An 18,572-nucleotide genomic window follows, 5' to 3' on the forward strand; every position below is an offset into this window, starting at 1 on the left:
GCAACCCCCCCCCCCCCCCCCCCCCCCCCCCCCCCCCCCCCCCCCCCCCCCCCCCCCCCCCCCCCCCCCCCCCCCCTCCCCCCCCCTTCCCGCCCCGGGGGCGGAAGGTCCGGGCTCAGGGAGAGAGCAGCGGGTTCCAGGTGCCGAGGGCCGAGCCCGTGGTGTTGTCGTAGAGCGAGGACTCACCGTCGGACCAGCGGACGACGAGGTCGTCCCGGCGGCCACCGGTCGTGAAGTCACCGGCGACCATGACGGCGGGCTGCCAGGAGGCGTTGGGCGCCTGGAGGCGGGTGCCCGTGAGACCGGAGCCGGAGAGGGCGAAGCCGCCGAGCGAACCGTCGGCCCAGCGGACCATCAGGTTCGAACGGTCCTGGCCGGCGGGCTGGGCACTCGCGAGGGCGATGGAGTTCTTCCAGAACGAGCCCTTCTCCGCGAGGCGGCGCTCGGTGCCGAAGCCGGAGGAACTCACGCCCGAGTAGAGGCTGAGTCCGCCGTCGGCCCAGCGGACGACCAGGTCCGAGGCCTTGTCCGTGGAGTTGAACTTGCCCGCGGTGATCTGGGTGGCGTACTTCCACGGGGAGGAGCCGGCCGCGGCGAGGGTGTACTCCTTGCCGAAGCCCGCCGCGTCACCGTCCGCGAAGAGGCTGACCTTGCCGTTGCTCCAGCGCACCACCAGGTCGGAGCGGGCCGAGCCGGTGAAGTCGCCACCGGTGACGGCCTCGGCGCGGCTCCAGAAGCTGCCCGCCTTGGCGAGCGTCTTCTCGGAGCCGAAGCCGCCCTTGCCGTCGCCGGGGTAGAGGCTGACCTCACCGTCGCTCCACAGCGTCAGCAGGTCGTCGCGCCCGTCGCCGGTGTAGTCGCCGGAGGCGATGTGCTTGGCGTGCCGCCAGGTCGAGGCGGCACCGGGCAGCCGGTTGGCCGTGGACTGCGGCCGGTAGGCGCCGCCGTCGCGGACGGGCGTACGGTCGGCGACCGCGTCCTGGTAGAGGGCCTGGATCTGGCGGTCGTAGACCGGGGAGTAGTTCACCCAGTCGTCGCCCTTGGTGTTGCCGCCGCCGTTGTAGCCGCCGAGGTTGCCGATGACGTCGCCGGTACGGGACTTGGCGTCGTAGTTGGCGACCCACGGGCTGCCGGAGACGCCGCTGTAGAAGCCGCCGCACCGCATCTCGACCTGGCGGTAGCCCGCGAGCCGCTTGGTCGGCACGGTGCAGCTGATGGCCCGCTGGTCGGGGTTGTTCGAGACGGGATAGCCGGTGACGGTGACCGTGCTGTTCCAGCGGGGCGTGGGGGTCAGCCGGAGGGCGCCGGTGAGATCCTGCACCCGTGCGCCCTTGGCGTTGGTGCCGACGCGTATGAGACCGAAGTCGAGGTCGGAGTCGGCGCCGGTGCTGTTACGGCTGTAGCGCGGGTCGGTGAAGATGCGCTCCACCGGGAAGACGCCGAACGGCTGGTGGGCGGCGTCCTTCCCCTTGCGGTACTGCGGGATGAAGATGCTCTTGCCTTGCACCGTCTTCCCCAGGGCGCAGTGCCCCGCGGTCAGGACGAGGTTGCGGCCGGCGCTCTGGACGACGCTCGCGGTGCAGTAGGTGTTGCCGCTCGGGCCACCGGCGGCGAAGAAGGTGCCCACCATGGGGATGCCGTCGCCGTACTTGCCCTGGGGGGTGCCGGAGGGTGCCGCGGCCGTGAGGCCGGGCGCGCCGAGCGCGGGGGCGGAGGACCGGGGAGCGCCCGCGATCTTGCCGGCGGATCCTGCCGCCTTGCGCCCCGTCTCGACGGGCTGGGCGGCGGCCAGCCGCTCGGCGGTCCAGTAGTTCTCGACGCTCGTGTCACGAGGGGCCGGAGCCGCGGTCGCGGTGGTCGCGACGGCGGTCGTTCCGCACGCGGCCATGCACAGGGCCACGGCGAGGGTCCGGGACCATCTGGAAGATGACAATGTGACTCTCTGGGCTGGAGGAACAAAGGTGTTGGGCATGTTTTCACATGCCGCCCCGCCTTGTTCCGCCGGTCCCGGGTCCGTGCGGGCCCGTCCTCCGACCAAGCCCGTTGGGGCCCCCGGCGGTAGCGGGGGAGTGAGGACACCGCCGCGCAGCGGAGGTGCGCGCACTACGATCCGCAGCCGACGACCAGCCGGTCAGGCCACCGCGCCCCACCATCAGGCCAGCGCGCCGTGGATGGGCGTGTGCGCCCCGGTGAGAGGCACACCCGAGCCCCCACGGCGGCTCGCGACGATCTCGGCGGCGATCGACAACGCCGTCTCCTCGGGGGTGCGCGCCCCCAGGTCGAGCCCGATCGGTGAGCGCAGCCGGTGCAGTTCCCGCTCGTCCATGCCCGCCGCGCGCAGCCGGTCGAGCCGGTCCTCGTGGGTGCGCCGCGATCCCATCGCGCCGACGTAGCCGACCGGCAGCCGTAGCGCCCGCGTCAGCAGCGGTACGTCGAACTTCGCGTCGTGCGTCAGCACGCACAGGACGGCCCGGGAGTCGAGCTGCTGCGCGTCGAGGTAGCGGTGCGGCCAGTCGACGACGATTTCGTCCGCCTCCGGGAACCGCCCGGCGGTGGCGAACACCGGCCGGGCGTCGCAGACCGTGACGTGATAGCCGAGGAACTTGCCGACCCTGACCAGGGCGGCGGCGAAGTCGATGGCCCCGAAGACGATCATGCGGGGCGGTGGCACCCGGGACTCGACCAGCAGGACCACCCGTTCCCCGCAGCGTGAGCCGTCCGCACCGATCTCCACCGAGCCGGTGCGGCCCGCGTCGAGCAGGGCGGCCGCCTCCTCGGCGGCGGTGCGGTCCAGGGCCGGGTGGCCGCCGAGGGTGCCGGTGCAGGTGCCGTCGGGGTGTACGAGCAGCGCCCGGCCGACCAGCGCGGCCGGACCGGCGGCCACCCGTGCGAGGGCCGCCGTCTCCCCCCGGGCGGCGGCGGCCAGCGCGGCGGCGAGCGTCGCGGCGCCACTCCCCCCGTCGGCAGGCGCTCCGTCGGCACCCGCGCCGGACGCCCGGACCGGGGTGACGAGGATGTCGATGACACCACCGCAGGTCAGCCCCACGGCGAAGGCGTCCTCGTCCGAGTAGCCGAAGCTGGTGAGCACGCTCTCCCCGCTCACCAGCGCCTCGCGGCACAGTTCGTAGACCGCGCCCTCCACGCACCCGCCGGAGACCGACCCGATCGCCTCGCCGTCGGTGTCCACGGCGAGGGCGGCGCCGGGCGGCCGGGGAGCGCTGCCGTGGGTGGCGACCACGGTGGCGACGGCGAAGTCGCGGCCCCGTTCGCACCACCGGTGCAGCTCCTCGGCGATGTCCAGCATGGCGGTCTCCTTACCGGTCGCGGGGCACGGGCGTCAGCTCACGCCCAGCCAGTGCTCGATGGGGTGGAGGGCGAAGTACGCGACGAAGACGGCGGTCAGTGCCCACATGAAGACACCGGGCTCGCGCCACTTGCCCTGGGCGGCCTTGATGGCGGTGTAGGCGATGACCCCCGCCCCGACCCCGGCGGTGATGGAGTAGGTGAAGGGCATCAGCACCACGGTGAGGAAGACCGGGATCGCCACCGCCCGGTCGTTCCAGTCGATGTGTCTGGCGTTGCTCATCATCATCGCCCCGATGACCACCAGAGCCGCGGCAGCGACTTCACCGGGAACCACCCGGGTGACCGGTGTGAAGAACAGACAGGCGGCGAAGAACACTCCGGTCACCACGGACGACAGCCCGGTCCGGGCGCCTTCGCCGACCCCGGTGGCCGACTCGATGAAGACGGTCTGGCCCGACGCCCCGCAGACGCCACCGATCGCACCGCCCGCGCCGTCGACGAACAGTGCCCTGCTGAGGCCCGGCATCCGGCCCCGGTCGTCGGCGAGCTTCGCCTCGGTGCCGACGCCGATGATGGTGGCCATCGCGTCGAAGAAGCCGGCCAGCACCAGGGTGAACACGATCATGGTGACGGTCATGGCGCCCGCCGTGCCCCAGCCGCCGAACTCCACCTGCCCGAAGAGGGAGAAGTCCGGCATGGACACCGCGCTGCCCCTCAGCTCGGGCGGTCCGCTCTGCCACGCCTTGGGGCCGGGGTCGAAGGCCGCGTTGACGACGACCGCGAGAACCGTGCCGGAGACGATGCCGATGAGGATCGCACCGGGCACCTCACGGGCCTGGAGCATGAAGACGATCAGGAGCGTGACGCAGAAGACCAGCACCGGCCAGCCGGCGAGTTCTCCGGCCGGGCCCAGGACGACCGGCCCGCCGCCCGTGGAGGCGTGCACGAAACCGGCCTTCACCAGGCCGATCAGGGCGATGAACATGCCGATGCCCATGGTGATGGCGTGCTTGAGGGCGAGCGGTATGGCGTTCATGATCAGTTCGCGCAGGCCGGTGAGGACCAGCAGCACGATCACCACCCCGTACATCACGCACATGCCCATCGCCTGCGGCCAGGTCATATGGGGTGCGACCTGGGTGGAGAGCACACCGGAGACGCCGAGCCCGGCGGCGAGCGCGAGCGGCACCTTGCCCACGAAGCCCATGAGCAGGGTGGACACGGCCGCGGCGAAGGCGGTCGCGGTGATCAGGCCCGCGTGGCCCAGGGTGTGGTGGGAGGCGTCCGGGCCGGAGAGGATCAGCGGGTTGAGCAGCAGGATGTAACACATCGCCATGAAGGTGGTGATGCCGCCGCGTATCTCACGGGCGACGGTGGAACCCCGTCGGCTGATGTGGAAGTACCGGTCGAGCCAGGACCGTCCGGCGGACGGCCGCGAGCCCGCGCCCGCGTCCTCCGCCGTGGTCACCGGCTCCAGTGATGACTGGGTCATGAATGCCTACTCCCAAACTGCGGGGGCCTGGGGGTCGCCCCCCAGACGGTGCTGTACAGGGGCACCCACGCGCGCGTGGGATTTGGGATGTGTCATGGCTGCACGACCCGGGGGACGGCCCGAGACGAACGGGGCACCGCGGCGGCCCCTGGGGGGCACGGGGCCGGGCGGTGATGGGACGAGTGCCGTACGCGCCGTACGCCGATGGGCGACGCGTACGGCGGGACTCAGGTCCCGGTGAGGTGTTCGGGACGCACCGGGACCCGGTTCAGCGCCAGCCCCGTCGCCGCGCGGATCGCCGAGACGACGGCCGGGGTCGAGGACAGGGTGGGCGCCTCGCCGACGCCGCGCAGCCCGTAGGGGGCGTGGTGGTCGGCGAGTTCGAGCACGTCGACCGGGATGGCCGGGGTGTCGAGGATGGTGGGGATCAGATAGTCGGTGAAGGAGGGGTTGCGTACCCGCCCGTCCTCCGAGACGACGATCTCCTCCATGACCGCGAGGCCGAGTCCCTGGACGGTGCCGCCCTGGATCTGGCCGACGACGGACTGCGGGTTGAGTGCCTTGCCGACGTCCTGGGCACAGGCCAGCTCGACGACCTTGACCAGGCCCAGCTCGGTGTCGACCTCGACGACCGCGCGATGGGCGGCGAACGAGTACTGCACATGGCCGAAGCCCTGGCCGGTGACCGGGTCGAAGGCCTGGGTGGGACGGTGGCGCCATTCGCGTTCGATGTCGACGGCCTCGTCCCCGAGGACGTCGGCGAGGTCGGCGAGGACCTCCCCGCCGTCGGTGACGACCTTGCCGCCCTCCAGGAGGAGTTCGGCAGAGGCCCACGCCGGGTGGTACGCGCCGAACGCGGTCCGGCCCAGCTCCAGGACGCGGGCCCGCACCGCCTCGCAGGCGTGCTTGACCGCACCGCCGGTGACGTACGTCTGGCGGGAGGCGGAGGTGGAGCCCGCCGAGCCGACGCGGGTGTCGGCCGGCTGGATGGTCACCTGGCTGACGCCCAGTTCGGTGCGGGCGATCTGCGCGTGCACGGTGACCCCGCCCTGCCCGACCTCGGCCATCGCGGTGTGCACGACCGCGACGGGCTCCCCGGCGACGACCTCCAGCCGGACCCGGGCGGTGGAGTAGTCGTCGAAGCCCTCCGAGAAGCCGACGTTCTTTATGCCGACCGCGTAGCCCACACCCCGCACGACGCCCTCACCGTGCGTGGTGTTGGACAGCCCGCCGGGCAGGGCCCGTACATCGACCGAACCGGCCGGGGAGCCCTCGGATCCCGCGCTGACCCACTGCCGCTCGGGTGGCAGCGGCATCGCCTGGACCCGGCGCAGCAGTTCGGCGACCGGTGCCGGGGAGTCGACGAGCTGGCCGGTGGGCATGACGGCCCCTTGCGCCATGGCGTTGCGGCGGCGGAACTCGACCGGGTCCAGGCCCAGTTCGGCGGCGAGCTTGTCCATCTGCGCCTCGTAGGCGAAGCACGCCTGGACGGCCCCGAAGCCGCGCATCGCACCGCAGGGCGGGTTGTTGGTGTAGAGCGCCAGGGCTTCGATGTCGACGTTGTCCACGACGTACGGGCCGACGGAGAGGGAGGAGGCGTTGCCGACGACGGCCGGGGAGGAGGAGGCGTACGCGCCGCCGTCCAGCACGATGCGGCAGGTCATGTAGAGCAGCCGGCCGTCCCTGGTCGCCCCGTGCTCGTAGTGGAGCTTGGCGGGGTGGCGGTGGACGTGGCCGAAGAAGGACTCGAAACGGTTGTAGACGATCTTGACGGGTTTGCCGGTGCGCAGCGCGAGCAGGCACGCGTGGGCCTGCATGGACAGGTCCTCCCGGCCGCCGAAGGCACCGCCGACGCCGGAGAGCGTCATCCGCACCTTGTCCTCGGGCAGGCCGAGGACCGGGGCGAGCTGGCCCAGGTCGGCGTGCAGCCACTGGGTGGCGATGTAGAGGTCGACGCCGCCGTCGTCCGCGGGCACGGCGAGCCCGGACTCGGGGCCCAGGAACGCCTGGTCCTGCATGCCCACCTCGTAGTCGCCGGAGACGACGACGTCCGCCCGGGCCTTCGCGGCGGCGACGTCGCCGCGGACGATGGGCTGCCGGTGGACGATGTTGGGGTGCGGGACGTGCCCGGCGTGGGAATCGCGCCGGCCGGGGTGGAGCAGCGGGGCACCGGGACCGGTGGCGCTCTCCTCGTCGACGACGACGGGCAGTTCGGCGTACTCGACCTTGATCTTGGCGGCGGCGCGCCGGGCGGTCTCGGGGTGGTCGGCGGCGACGAGGGCGACGGGCTCGCCGTGGTAGCGGACGACGCCGTCGGCGAGGACGGGGGTGTCCTTGATCTCCAGGCCGTAGCGGGTCTCGGCCGGCAGGTCGGCGTGGGTCATGACGGTCTCGACGCCCGGCGTGGCGAGCGCTTCGGTGAGGTCGACCGAGACGATCCGGGCGTGCGCGTGCGGGCTGCGGAGGGTGAAGCCCCAGAGCATGTCCTCGTGCCACAGATCGGAGGCGTAGGCGAACTCGCCGGTCACCTTGAGGGTGCCGTCGGGGCGGAGGGTGGACTCGCCGATGCCGCCTCTGGTGCGGCTGCCCTGGGTGAGGCTGGTGGGGGTGCGCGTGACGGACATCCTCAGACCGCCTCTTCGGCGCGATCCGCGCGGGCCGCCGCGAGGCGCACCGCGTCGAGGATCTTCTCGTAGCCGGTGCAGCGGCACAGATTGCCCGAGAGCGCCTCGCGGATGTCCGCGTCCGAGGGCTCGGTGTTGCGTTCCAGCAGTTCGTCGGCGGCGACGAGGAGGCCGGGGGTGCAGAAGCCGCACTGGACCGCGCCCGCGTCGATGAAGGCCTGCTGCACGGGGGAGAGTTCGGCGGTGCGCGCCCCCGGCGGCCGGGCCTGCCACCGCCGCGCCTCGTCGGCGGACGTGCCCCGGGGGGTGCCCGCCCGGCCGCCCGCGGAGCGCCGCTCGGCGTACTCGGCGAGCCCTTCGACGGTGTCGACGGCGCGGCCCTCGACCTGGCCGGCGGCCACCAGGCACGCACAGACCGGCAGACCGTCGAGGCGGACCGTACAGGACCCGCATTCGCCCTGTTCGCAGGCGTTCTTGGAGCCCGGCAGGCCCAGCCGCTCGCGCAGGACGTACAGGAGACTCTCGCCCTCCCAGACGTCGTCGGCCTCCTGAGGACGGCCGTTGACCGTGAAATTCACGCGCATGATGCGCTCCTCTCGTTTCCACGGTACGCGTCCCAGGTCCAGCCGAGGGTGCGGCGGGCCATGACGGCCACCGCGTGCCTGCGGTACCCGGCGCTGCCGCGCACGTCGTCGATCGGGTTGCAGGCGCCGGCGGCGAGTTCGGCGAACTGCCGGGCGATCGAAGGGGTGATGGGGCGCCCGGAGTCCCAGAAGCCGCCCTCGGTGAGCGCCGCCCGCAGGAAGTCCTCCGCCGCCCGGGCTCGGACGGGTGTGGGTGCGGCCGAGCCGATGCCGGTCCGGACGGTGCGGGTCTCGGGATGCAGGGCGATGCCGAAGGCGCACACGGCGATGACCATGGCGTTGCGGGTGCCGACCTTGGAGAACGCCTGCGGCCCGTCGGCCTTGCGGATGCGCACGGCCCGGATCAGTTCGTCGGGTTCCAGGGCGTTGCGCTTGACCCCGGTGTAGAACTCCTCCACCGGGATCAGGCGGGTGCCGCGCACGGAGGCCGCCTCGACGTCGGCGCCGGCCGCGAGCAGGGCCGGGTGCGCGTCGCCTGCGGGGGAGGCGGCGCCGAGGTTGCCGCCGACGCTGCCGCGGTTGCGGATCTGCGGGGAGCCGACGGTGTGCGAGGCCTGCGCGAGGCCGGGCAGCTCCCCGCGCAGGTGTTCCATGATCTGCGTGTAGGGCACGGCGGCACCGAGGCGGACGTCGCGTTCGTCGGTCTGCCATTCGTAGAGTTCGCCGATGCGGTTGAGGTCCAGCAGGTACTCCGGCCGGCGGTGATCGAAATTGATCTCGACCATCACGTCCGTACCACCCGCGATGGGCACAGCGGTGGGATGCTCCGCCTTCGCGGCGAGAGCCTCCTCCCAGCTGGCGGGGCGCAGGAAGTCCATGGATTTCTCTTCTCGAGTCTCGGAGGCGCTGCGAGGGGGGTGGTGAGGGGTTCCGTGGGGCCGTTCATGTCCTGTTCATGCGGAGTGGGCCCAGTACACAGAGGGGCGGGGGCCCGGGTGCAGTCACGGAAACCATGAAGCGGTTGGCTGGCCGTGGCTCATGTCTTGTAGATTCGAACGAAAGACGGGGTTCGGAAACCTCACGGCATTCCACTGGTGACAAACAAGACAGATCGGCGGCGACCACGATGCGGCTGCGCGCACTGCTGGAGACGGATGCGCTGGGCCTTCGGCTGCTCGGCGGCGGGGACGAGCTGGACCGCACCGTGCGCGGCGTGATGACCACCGACCTGCGGGACCCGAGCCGGTATCTGTCCGGCGGCGAGCTGGTGCTCACCGGGCTGGCCTGGCGGCGCGAGCCGGAGGACTCCGAGCGGTTCGTCCGGATCCTGGCCGCGGCCGGGGTGGCGGGGCTCGCGGCGGGCGAGGCGGAGATGGCCTCCACCCCCGACGACCTGGTGCTGGCCTGCGCACGGCACCGGATGCCGCTGTTCTCGGTCGACGAGGACGTGTCCTTCGCCTCCATCACCGAGCACGTCGTGCGGCAGGTGTCCGGCGAGCGCGCCGGTGATCTGGCGGCGGTCGTCGACCGGCACCGCAGGCTCATGACCACGGGCCCGGCGGGCGGCGGCCCCGAGGTGGTCCTCGACCTGCTCGGCTCCGACCTGGACCTGCGGGCCTGGGTGCTCTCCCCCAGCGGCCGCCCCATCGCGGGCTCCTCGCTGGCGGGCGCCGGGCCCGCGCTGCCCACCGCGGTCAGCGCCGCCCTCGCGGGCGAACACCTGGCCGCCTCCCGCACCGGCCGGCGCGGCCCGCACCGCGTCACCACCGCCGGTGCCACGTACTCGCTGTTCCCCATCCGCAGCGGCGGCCGCGACCTGCGCGAGACGGTCCTGTCCGACTGGCTGCTGGCCGTCGAGGCGGACGCCGGGGACTGGCCGGAGGAACGGCTGGACCTGCTGCACGGCGTCACCCAGCTGATCGCCGTCGAACGCGACCGGCGCGAAGCGGCCCGCACGGTACGGCGCCGGCTCGCCCAGGAAGTGCTCGAACTGGTCCAGACGGGTGCCGCCCCGGCCGAGATCGCCGCCCGGCTGCGGGTGGCCGCACCGGTGCTGCTGCCCGGGCTGGGCGCGGCCCCGCACTGGCAGATCGTGGTGGCCCGGGTCGAGTGGGAAGGCGGTGACATCCCCGGCGGACCGGTCGCCCAGGCCCTGCTGGAAGAGGTACTGGTCGACCCCGGCACGATCGGCCCCGACCCCTCCGAGCGCATCGCCGTCGCCCACACGGGTGACGAGGCGGTCGCACTGGTGCCCCTCCCCTCGGTCCCCTCGGCGTCCTCGCCCACCGGCCCCGCCGACGGGGAGGCACCCGCGGCCGTCACCGGTCTGCACGCCGACACCCTCCTCGCCACCGTCCGCGAGCCCCTCTCCCGGGGCCTCGCCGACGACGGCCGGCTGACGCTGGGCGTCAGCGCGGCCGTGCACTCCGCGGAGGGGCTGCGCGGCGCCCTGGAGGAGGCCCGCCACGCCCGCCGGGTGGCGGCGGCCCGCCCCGGTCGGGTCTGCGCCGCGGGCCACCAGGAGCTGGCCTCCCACGTCCTGCTCCTCCCGTTCGTGCCCGACGACGTCCGCCGCGCCTTCACCGCCCGCCTTCTGGACCCGCTGCGCGACTACGACCGCCGTCACCGCGCCGAGCTGATCCCGACGCTGGAGGCGTTCCTCGACTGTGACGGCTCGTGGACCCGCTGCGCGACACGCCTGCATCTGCATGTGAACACCCTGCGCTACCGGGTCGGCAGGATCGAGCAACTGACAGGCCGCGACCTGTCGCGCCTGGAGGACAAGCTGGACTTCTTCCTGGCCCTGCGGATGAGCTGACGCCGCCGCTCACCCCTGGCGGCACGCCCTCGCCTCGCCGGGCCGGGTCCACCCAGTCCCGCCCGGCCGGGGACGCCCGGCACCGAGTGCACCTCCCAGCGGCAGCCGGGGAACTCGCCGCGTCCCATCGGACAGCGGTCTCGAACGCCGCCCGAACACCACGCCGCCACGCACGCACCGAGGCCATGGCCTGCGATCTCTTCGGTAATCTGCCGCTACCGCTGGGAGCCGCGGGGCACGGGGGTCGGCAACCCCCTTCGGGCGCAACGGACTTCGACCGCCGTACGAGCGCACCGGAAGGGCCGCGACCCCCTCCACGGGTTTGTGAATTGCTTCACACCTGACCCTTGGCCGCGCCCGGGTCCCCGTGCTGAGATGCGGGCACGGCTTCCAGCTCGACGGCGCGCTTGGGGAGGGCACTGTGGCGGATACCGCCATGCGGAATTCTGGGTTGTCGGAGCCATGGGAACCACAAGGACCGGATCCACAAGGGGACGACCCACTCGTACGAGCCGTGTGGCGGCTGCGCTCACGCGCCTGCTGGGAGGACGCCGCCGCGCTGCTCGCACCGCGCGCCGCGGCCGAGACGGGGGTGGCACTGCGCCGCACGGCGGTACTGATCGAACGGTGCGTGTTCACGGCCAAGGGGTGGGAGGACGCCGAGGACGCTCTGCGGTCGGCGGAAGCCTTGGCCATGGATGACGAGGAGCGGGGGGCGGCGGCCTGCGAACGGGGTCACCTCGCATACGCGTCCACCCTTTTGGGCGTACGCGACCGGGCCGACGAAGCCCGTGCCGCGCTGGGCCGGGCGGCCGCGCTGCTCGGGCCGGGATCCCCGACCCGCCCGCAGCTGGACTTCCGCCGGGGGCTCATCGCCCAGCACCTGTCCGACAACCCCTCGGACGCCACGGCCGCCTTCCAGCGCGCGCACGCGGGAGCGACGGCACACGGCCACCGGCTGCTGCTCTCCTTCACCTGGCGGCACGTGGCGGCGATGGCCGAGCACGACGGCAAACTCGCCGAGGCCCGGCACGGCTACACGGAATCGCTGCGCATCCGGGAGGAGTTGGGCTACCTGGTGGGCATCGCCCCGGCACTGGCGTCCCTGGCCGCGGTGGTCTCCGACGCGCACGAGGCGGACCGGCTCCGCGCGGAGGCCACCCGCCTGGTCCACCTGCTCGGCGGCGTACCGGCGTGGCTGGCCGCCCGTTTGCCTGCGGCGGCCGTACCGGAACAGAGGGCGCCCGACTCGGCCGTCTAGGGGAAGCGCCGGGCGGGCTGGTCTGGCTGACCTCAGCCAAACCAAGCCCGTCCGGCGATTGAGGACGCGGATCACAACGTCAGGCCGCGCCCACGACATGGCGGGTCACCAAGGACTCGATGCGAGCGGCATCCCGCGCGGCGAGCGCGTCAAGGAGCGCGACATGCTCGGCCGCGTCGGCGACGAGGTCGGCGGTGTGGCGCGCCGGGCCGTGGGAGGTGGGCCATTGCGCGCGGCGGTGCAGTTCGTCGGCGACCGTGACCAGTTGGCGGTTGCCCGCGAGGTCGAGGACGGCACGGTGGAAGGCCCGGTCGGCCTCGGCGTAGCCGGCGCGGTCGCCGCTCGCCGCCACCGCGGCGGCGGTCTCGGCGAGCGGCAGCAGCTCGGACCAGGTCCGGGCCGGCAGCGTGCGGGCCAGCCGCAACAGGACGGGCACTTCGAGGAGGGCCCGCACCTCGGCGAGTTCGGCGAGATCGCGCGCGGTACGGCTGGCGACCCGGAAGCCCCGGTTGGGCACGACCTCGACCGCGCCTTCGAGCACGAGCTGCTGCATGGCCTCCCGCACGGGCGTCGCGGACACCCCGAAACGCTCGCCGAGCGCCGGGCCGGAGTAGACCTCGCCGGGGGTCAGCTCACCGCTGACCAGTGCCCTGCGCAGCGCGTCGAGCACCTGGCCCCGGACGGAGTAGCGCTGCGGCATCCGGCGCGCGGGGCGCTCGAGCCGCTCCGGCCGGGCGGTGTCCTGGCGGGCGCCGGGCACCGGGTGGTGGTCGTAGCCGTGCTCCCGCTCGTCGTGGACGTGCTCACCGCGCGCCGCGGGCACGGCCCGCGTCGGCGCACCGGCGCTCGGCAGCGGCGCCGCGGTGCGGGGTCTGCCCTGCTCCATGGGGGTCCTCCTGGGTGTCCATACCGAACCATAGGCGGCACCTGCGACAGTTCAAACCCCGGACGATTCCGGTAAGGTAAGGCTTACCTGACATCGATATCGTTGATTCGGTGGTCCCCGCATGGTCCCCGCCTCGGCCGCCCCGCCCCCGCGCGCCTCCGGTTCCGCCTCTCCCCCGACCTCCCCCCTGGCCGACGCGTACGCCCGTCTGACAGGGGTCTTCCCCTCGCTGACCGTCCTGACGGAGCCCCCGCGCGACGGCGACGGCTGGGTCACGGCGGCCGGGCTCGCGGCGGGCGGAGCGGACCTCGACGCCTACCTCGCCTGGGACGACGCACAGATCCGGCGCGACTACGGGCAGCCCGCCCGCCCCGACGTGGTGGCGAGCTTCGGACTGCACCGGTACGCCTGGCCGGTCTGCCTCCTCGTCACCGTCCCCTGGTTCCTGCACCGCCGTGTGCCGCGGCTGCCCGTCGCGGCCGTTTCCTTCCACCGGGCGCTGGGGCGGATGACGGCCGACGTCACCCGGTTCTCCTGCCTGCCGGACGACCCGGCCGCCGCCGACCCGCGCGCCCTGGTCGTACCGGACGAGGAAGCGTTGCGCGCGGAGGTGAGGTCGGCCGTCGCCGAACACCTGGGCCCCGTGCTGGAGGGCTTCCGCCCGCGCATGAGGCGCGGTCCACGGGCGCTGTGGGGCATGGCGACCGACGAGATGACCGAGGGGCTCTGGCATCTGGGCCGGCTGTTCGGCGAGGAACGGCGGGTGCTGCGGGAGCTGGCGCTGCTGCTGCCGGGAGCCACGGCGCCGTACGCCGGGGGTGCGGGTTTCCGCGAGCTGTCCGTGCCGGCCGCCCGCGGCGCGAAGTCGCCGACGGGATCGCCGCAGACCCGGGACCGGGTCAGTTGCTGCTTCTTCTATACCTTGCGTCCCGACGACACCTGTCTTACCTGTCCACGCACCTGTGATGCGGACCGACTGGCTCGGCTCTCCGCAAGCTGATGGACTTCATTCCACCCGTTCGAGTGGTTTGAAGGGAACGCAATTCCCGTTCTCCTGAACGACGTTCGACTGGCTTCGCACCTATCCGTATTCCCTTGGCCTCCATTGGCGTTCTCTTGCTCCAAAACCCTTGGGGGAACGGTCCGATTCCGACAGGATGGCGCGCGAAACGCAGTACCGCAAAGCAAGGGAAGCAAGATGAGAGTGACCGACATACCGCTGAATTGGGTGCTGCCCTGTGGGGTGGCGCTCACCGGGGCCCTGGTGGCGGTGGCGGTGCTCACGCGCGGGCGGCGGGGCAGCCCGGAGGACGCGGCGGGCACCACGGATTCCTGGGAACGCACCGAGGAGCGCAGGCGCCGCAAGGAGACCGTCTACGGCATCGCCTCGTACGTCCTCCTCTTCTGCTGTGCCGCCGTCGCCGCCGCGCTCTCCTTCCACGGCCTGGTCGGCTTCGGACAGCAGAACCTGGGGCTGACGGACGGCTGGGAGTATCTGGTCCCCTTCGGCCTCGACGGCGCGGCGATGTTCTGCTCCGTGCTGGCCGTCCGGGAGGCCAGTCACGGCGACGCGGCCCTCGGCTCACGGCTGCTGGTGTGGACCTTCGCGGGCGCCGCCGCCTGGTTCAACTGGGTGCACGCGCCGCGCGGGATAGACCACGCGGGCGCCCCGCAGTTCTTCGCGGGGATGTCGCTGTCGGCGGCGGTCCTCTTCGACCGCGCGCTGAAACAGACCCGCCGGGCCGCGCTGCGCGAACAGGGCCTGGTACCCCGCCCGTTGCCGCAGATCCGCATAGTGCGGTGGCTTCGGGCCCCACGCGAGACCTTCGGCGCCTGGTCGCTGATGCTGCTCGAGGGCGTACGGACGCTGGACGAAGCCGTCGAGGAGGTCCGCGAGGACAAACGGCAGCGGGAACAGCACCGGCTGCGCCGCCGGGAGGCCGGACGGCTGGAGCGGGCCCGTCTCAAGGCCTACAACCGGCAGCACCGGGCGTGGGGCATCGGCCGTGCCGGCCGGCAGGTGGAGACACGCCCGCCCGGCGGGCCCACGGGCCCGGCCGCCGTGGCCGCCGCCGCGCAACCCGCACAGATCGGTTCGGACCCTTCCATAGTCGAGCAGGGGCACCTTCCCGTTCGCTCCCTCCAGGCGGTCGGCGGCGGTCCTGAGCCGATCGACCTCACCGCCGAGGACGACACGCAGGCCATCCCGCGACTCGACTCACTGGAGGCCAAACTCGCCCAGATCGAGCGTCAGTTCGGCTGACTGACAACCGGCCGCCCTGGGCCGCCGCGCGGCCCGGGGCGCGCGTGGCGAACCACCCCCATCCTACCCGGCCGCCCGACTGGTACCGACACGCCGGCCTCGGGCCACCTCACCCGGGGAGCGCCAACTGCCCGCGCGGTAGGGCGACTCGGAGCGCGTGCGGAGTACACCGCCCGCCGCGGTCCATGCCGTCGGCCGTCACGGCTCCTGAGCCTCCAGCTCGAACCACACGGCTTTGCCGACGCCGTGGGCACGTACGCCCCACGCGTCCGCCAGCGAGTGCACCAGCAACAGCCCGCGCCCGGAGGTGGCGGCACCGGCGATGACGGATTCGGGGTCACCGTCCTGCCCCGCCCGGTGCAGGGTCGGGTGCCGTGCGACGAAGTCCCGCACCTCCACCCGCAGCCGCCCCTTCGCCTCGGCGGCGTCACCCCCGCCGAGGGTGACGGTGACCACCGCCCCGCCGTCGGTGTGCACCAGGGCGTTGGTGACCAGCTCGCTCGCCAGCAGCCGGGCCGTGTCCGCCCGCCCCGGCGCCCCCCAGCGCGCCAGCAGTTCGCGGAGCGCGGAGCGCACCTCGCCGACCGCCGTCAGATCCTTCGGCCGGAGTCGTCTTTCCCAGCAAGGCCCGGATTCCCCTTTTCCGTTCCCGTCCGACGTCATGCCGACCGCGGCCCCTTCCCGATCCGCGTCGCTCTCCGCGTCCACCCAGTTCGCAGTTGGCCGTTTCATCCTTCGCCGCCCCGACCCCTCCCCGGCGTCCCGGATCGAACACGCTCACGGCAATGCATGCCCCACTCTTCGGGGAACGACGCCTGTTGACGCGTCAACAGGCTGATATGACTGGAATACGGGAGTGAGTGGCCCGCGACCGACGCGAATAGCGGCCCCGGCACCTCTCGCGGGCGCCGGGGCCGATTGTCAGTGCCCCCTGCGACACTCGCCGCATGACCGAGATTCCAGCACCGCCCCCGGCCCCGCGGCCGACCGATGCCTACGCCCAGCCCTGGTCGGAGGCGGATCGGGTGCCGCTCCCCCGCGTCGGCGGCGAGCGCGAGGTCCTGACCGCCTTCCTCGACTGGCACCGGGCGACGTTCGAGGCCAAGTGTTCCGGCATCCCCCCGAAGCGGCTCTCCGAGAAGGGCGTCACCCCTTCCGGGCTGAGCCTGCACGGCCTCCTCCGCCATCTCGCCGGGGTGGAACGGTGGTGGTTCCGCATCCAGTTCGCCGGTGAGGACCTGCCTCCTCTGTACTACTCGGACGATGACCCGGACCAGGATTTCGAGGCGCTGGACGGCGACGTCGAGGATGCCTTCGCGGTATGGCGCGCCGAGTGCGGGCGCTCCCGCGAGATCGTGGCCACCGCCCCCTCCCTGGACGCCACCGGCCGGGAGCGGCGAAGCGGCGAGCCGGTGTCGCTGCGCGTGATCCTGGTGAAGCTGATCGCGGAGTACGCGCGGCACAACGGCCACGCCGATCTGCTGCGCGAGCGGATCGACGGGGCCACGGGCTTTTAGGACCCGGCCACGGTGGGCGGCCCCGGCCGCTTCCCGCCCGGCCCGCGGCCTGCGGCCCGCTCTAAGGACGCGGCACGTTGCGGAGGTTGGAGCGGGCCATCTGGAGCATCCGGCCCACGCCACCGTCCAGCACGATCTTGCCCGCGGAGAGCGCGAAGCCGCTGACCATCTCCGCGCTGATCTTCGGCGGCATGGACAGCGCGTTGGGGTCGGTGACGATGTCCACCAGGGCCGGGCCCTGGTGCTTGAAGGCGTCCCGCAGGGCACCGCGCACGTGCTTGGGCTTCTCGACCCGTACGCCGTGCGCCCCCGCCGCCCTGGCGATGGCCGCGAAGTCGGGGTTGTGGTTCGTCGTGCCGTACGCCGGCAGCCCGCCGACCATCATCTCCAGCTCGACCATGCCGAGCGAGGAGTTGTTGAAGAGCACGATCTTCACCGGCAGGTCGTACTGCACGAGCGTGAGGAAGTCGCCCATCAGCATGGAGAAACCGCCGTCGCCCGACATGGCGACGACCTGCCGGTCACGGTCGAGGAACTGCGCGCCGATCGCCTGCGGCAGGGCGTTGGCCATCGATCCGTGCGTGAAGGAGCCGATCACGCGCCGGCGGCCGTTGGGGGTGAGATAGCGGGCGGCCCAGACGTTGTTCATCCCGGTGTCCACGGTGAAGACCGCGTCGTCGGCGGCTTCCTCGTCGAGGATCGATGCGACGTATTCGGGGTGGATCGGCGTGTGCTTCTCGACCTTCCGGGTGTAGGCCTTGACCACCCCTTCGAGGGCGTCGGTGTGCTTCTTCAGCATCTTGTCGAGGAATCGGCGGTTGCTCTTGACCTGCACCTTCGGCGTGAGGCAGCGCAGCGTCTCGCGCACGTCGCCCCATACCGCGAGGTCGAGCTTGGACCGGCGGCCCAGGTGCTGGGGTCGCACATCGACCTGGGCGATCTTCACATCGTCGGGCAGGAAGGCGTTGTACGGGAAGTCGGTGCCCAGCAGGATCAGCAGGTCGCACTCGTGGGTCGCCTCGTATGCGGCGCCGTAGCCGAGCAGCCCGCTCATCCCCACGTCGTACGGATTGTCGTACTGGATCCACTCCTTGCCGCGCAGAGCGTGCCCGACCGGGGCCTTCACCCGTTCCGCGAAGCGCATCACCTCGTCGTGCGCACCCGCCGTGCCGCTGCCGCAGAACAGCGTCACCTTGCCCGCCTCGTCCACCATGCGGGCCAGCGCCTCGATCTCGGTGTCACCGGGCCGCACGGTGGGGCGCGTGGTGACCAGGGCGTGCTCGATGCTGCGCTCGGGGGCCTGCTGGCCCGCGATGTCGCCCGGCAGGGCGATGACGCTGACACCGCCCTGGCCGATCGCGTTCTGTACGGCGGTCTGGAGCACCCGGGGCATCTGCGCGGGGTTGGAGATCAGCTCGCAGTAGTGGCTGCACTCGCGGAAGAGCTGTTCCGGATGGGTCTCCTGGAAGAAGCCGGTGCCGATCTCGCTGCTGGGGATGTGCGAGGCCAGCGCCAGGACCGGTGCCATGGAGCGGTGGGCGTCGTAGAGGCCGTTGATCAGGTGCAGATTGCCGGGGCCGCAGGAGCCCGCGCAGGCGGCGAGTTTTCCCGTCAGCTGCGCCTCGGCCCCGGCGGCGAACGCGGCCGCCTCCTCGTGGCGGACCTGGACCCAGTCGATGGCGGCGTTGCGGCGGATCGCGTCCACGACGGGGTTCAGACTGTCGCCCACGACCCCGTAGAGCCGTCGCACCCCGGCTCGTACCAGGATGTCCACGGTCTGTTCCGCCACGGTCTGCTTCGCCATCGGGCCGGTCCTCTCGG

The 18,572-nt window shown here is 72.6% G+C and carries 14 protein-coding genes; 5 read left to right on the forward strand and 9 right to left on the reverse strand.

Annotated features, from left to right (window positions below):
• Positions 1-115: 115 nt before the first annotated feature.
• From ACZ6MA_RS10910 to ACZ6MA_RS10935, 6 genes are all read right to left on the reverse strand, one after another.
• Positions 116-1,933 (reverse strand): trypsin-like serine peptidase, encoded by a 1,818-nt coding sequence (locus tag ACZ6MA_RS10910; RefSeq protein ID WP_469432803.1) that lies wholly within the window; start codon positions 1,931-1,933, stop codon positions 116-118.
• A 219-nt stretch (positions 1,934-2,152) separates the two neighbouring features.
• Complete coding sequence (locus tag ACZ6MA_RS10915) at positions 2,153-3,304, reverse strand: XdhC family protein (RefSeq protein WP_469432805.1); 1,152 nt, start codon at positions 3,302-3,304, stop codon at positions 2,153-2,155.
• Positions 3,305-3,337: 33 nt separating this feature from the next.
• A complete protein-coding gene (locus ACZ6MA_RS10920) occupies positions 3,338-4,798 on the reverse strand; it encodes an NCS2 family permease (protein ID WP_469432807.1) in 1,461 nt (486 codons plus the stop codon).
• A 227-nt stretch (positions 4,799-5,025) separates the two neighbouring features.
• A complete protein-coding gene (gene pucD, locus ACZ6MA_RS10925) occupies positions 5,026-7,422 on the reverse strand; it encodes a xanthine dehydrogenase subunit D (protein WP_469432809.1) in 2,397 nt (798 codons plus the stop codon).
• Between the two features lie 2 nt (positions 7,423-7,424).
• Positions 7,425-8,006: a (2Fe-2S)-binding protein gene (locus ACZ6MA_RS10930; protein ID WP_469432811.1), complete on the reverse strand. Its 582-nt coding sequence runs from the start codon at positions 8,004-8,006 to the stop codon at positions 7,425-7,427.
• On the reverse strand, positions 7,997-8,884 hold the full coding sequence (locus ACZ6MA_RS10935; protein ID WP_469432812.1) for an FAD binding domain-containing protein: 888 nt from the start codon (positions 8,882-8,884) through the stop codon (positions 7,997-7,999). The genes ACZ6MA_RS10930 and ACZ6MA_RS10935 overlap by 10 nt, the downstream gene beginning before the upstream one ends.
• Positions 8,885-9,132: 248 nt before the next feature.
• Here ACZ6MA_RS10935 and ACZ6MA_RS10940 point away from each other — a divergent pair, with 248 nt between their 5' ends.
• Positions 9,133-10,824 (forward strand): PucR family transcriptional regulator, encoded by a 1,692-nt coding sequence (locus ACZ6MA_RS10940; protein ID WP_469432814.1) that lies wholly within the window; start codon positions 9,133-9,135, stop codon positions 10,822-10,824.
• A 436-nt stretch (positions 10,825-11,260) separates the two neighbouring features.
• Positions 11,261-12,085: a hypothetical protein gene (locus ACZ6MA_RS10945; RefSeq protein ID WP_469432816.1), complete on the forward strand. Its 825-nt coding sequence runs from the start codon at positions 11,261-11,263 to the stop codon at positions 12,083-12,085.
• Positions 12,086-12,164: 79 nt separating this feature from the next.
• Here the strand turns inward: ACZ6MA_RS10945 and ACZ6MA_RS10950 are convergent, their stop codons facing one another.
• Positions 12,165-12,971, reverse strand: coding sequence for a GntR family transcriptional regulator (locus ACZ6MA_RS10950; protein ID WP_469432817.1), 807 nt, complete (start codon positions 12,969-12,971; stop codon positions 12,165-12,167).
• A gap of 121 nt (positions 12,972-13,092) precedes the next feature.
• Between ACZ6MA_RS10950 and ACZ6MA_RS10955 the strand changes: the two genes are divergently transcribed.
• Together ACZ6MA_RS10955 and ACZ6MA_RS10960 are read left to right on the forward strand one after the other, a co-directional pair.
• Positions 13,093-13,971 (forward strand): (2Fe-2S)-binding protein, encoded by an 879-nt coding sequence (locus tag ACZ6MA_RS10955; protein WP_469432818.1) that lies wholly within the window; start codon positions 13,093-13,095, stop codon positions 13,969-13,971.
• 198 nt (positions 13,972-14,169) lie between these two features.
• Positions 14,170-15,234, forward strand: coding sequence for a DUF2637 domain-containing protein (locus ACZ6MA_RS10960; protein ID WP_469432820.1), 1,065 nt, complete (start codon positions 14,170-14,172; stop codon positions 15,232-15,234).
• A gap of 198 nt (positions 15,235-15,432) precedes the next feature.
• Here ACZ6MA_RS10960 and ACZ6MA_RS10965 read toward each other — a convergent pair whose 3' ends face one another.
• Complete coding sequence (locus tag ACZ6MA_RS10965; protein ID WP_469432822.1) at positions 15,433-15,897, reverse strand: ATP-binding protein; 465 nt, start codon at positions 15,895-15,897, stop codon at positions 15,433-15,435.
• Between the two features lie 284 nt (positions 15,898-16,181).
• On the opposite strand from ACZ6MA_RS10965, the gene ACZ6MA_RS10970 reads away from it, so the two are divergent.
• Positions 16,182-16,751, forward strand: coding sequence for a DinB family protein (locus ACZ6MA_RS10970; protein ID WP_469432823.1), 570 nt, complete (start codon positions 16,182-16,184; stop codon positions 16,749-16,751).
• A 61-nt stretch (positions 16,752-16,812) separates the two neighbouring features.
• On the opposite strand, the gene ACZ6MA_RS10975 is transcribed toward ACZ6MA_RS10970, so the two are convergent.
• Positions 16,813-18,555: a pyruvate dehydrogenase gene (locus ACZ6MA_RS10975; protein WP_469432825.1), complete on the reverse strand. Its 1,743-nt coding sequence runs from the start codon at positions 18,553-18,555 to the stop codon at positions 16,813-16,815.
• Between the last annotated feature and the right edge of the window lie 17 nt (positions 18,556-18,572).

This window comes from Streptomyces sp. NPDC042259 (assembly GCF_055582085.1).

Excerpts from the sequence above, each read along its gene's own strand:
- ACZ6MA_RS10915 (WP_469432805.1), bottom strand. The coding sequence starts at position 3,304 with ATGCTGGACATCGCCGAGGAGCTGCACCGGTGGTGCGAACGGGGCCGC.
- ACZ6MA_RS10920 (WP_469432807.1), bottom strand. The coding sequence starts at position 4,798 with ATGACCCAGTCATCACTGGAGCCGGTGACCACGGCGGAGGACGCGGGC.
- pucD (WP_469432809.1), bottom strand. The coding sequence starts at position 7,422 with ATGTCCGTCACGCGCACCCCCACCAGCCTCACCCAGGGCAGCCGCACC.
- ACZ6MA_RS10930 (WP_469432811.1), bottom strand. The coding sequence starts at position 8,006 with ATGCGCGTGAATTTCACGGTCAACGGCCGTCCTCAGGAGGCCGACGAC.
- ACZ6MA_RS10935 (WP_469432812.1), bottom strand. The coding sequence starts at position 8,884 with ATGGACTTCCTGCGCCCCGCCAGCTGGGAGGAGGCTCTCGCCGCGAAG.
- ACZ6MA_RS10940 (WP_469432814.1), top strand. The coding sequence starts at position 9,133 with ATGCGGCTGCGCGCACTGCTGGAGACGGATGCGCTGGGCCTTCGGCTG.
- ACZ6MA_RS10945 (WP_469432816.1), top strand. The coding sequence starts at position 11,261 with ATGCGGAATTCTGGGTTGTCGGAGCCATGGGAACCACAAGGACCGGAT.
- ACZ6MA_RS10950 (WP_469432817.1), bottom strand. The coding sequence starts at position 12,971 with ATGGAGCAGGGCAGACCCCGCACCGCGGCGCCGCTGCCGAGCGCCGGT.
- ACZ6MA_RS10955 (WP_469432818.1), top strand. The coding sequence starts at position 13,093 with ATGGTCCCCGCCTCGGCCGCCCCGCCCCCGCGCGCCTCCGGTTCCGCC.
- ACZ6MA_RS10960 (WP_469432820.1), top strand. The coding sequence starts at position 14,170 with ATGAGAGTGACCGACATACCGCTGAATTGGGTGCTGCCCTGTGGGGTG.
- ACZ6MA_RS10965 (WP_469432822.1), bottom strand. The coding sequence starts at position 15,897 with ATGACGTCGGACGGGAACGGAAAAGGGGAATCCGGGCCTTGCTGGGAA.
- ACZ6MA_RS10970 (WP_469432823.1), top strand. The coding sequence starts at position 16,182 with ATGACCGAGATTCCAGCACCGCCCCCGGCCCCGCGGCCGACCGATGCC.
- ACZ6MA_RS10975 (WP_469432825.1), bottom strand. The coding sequence starts at position 18,555 with ATGGCGAAGCAGACCGTGGCGGAACAGACCGTGGACATCCTGGTACGA.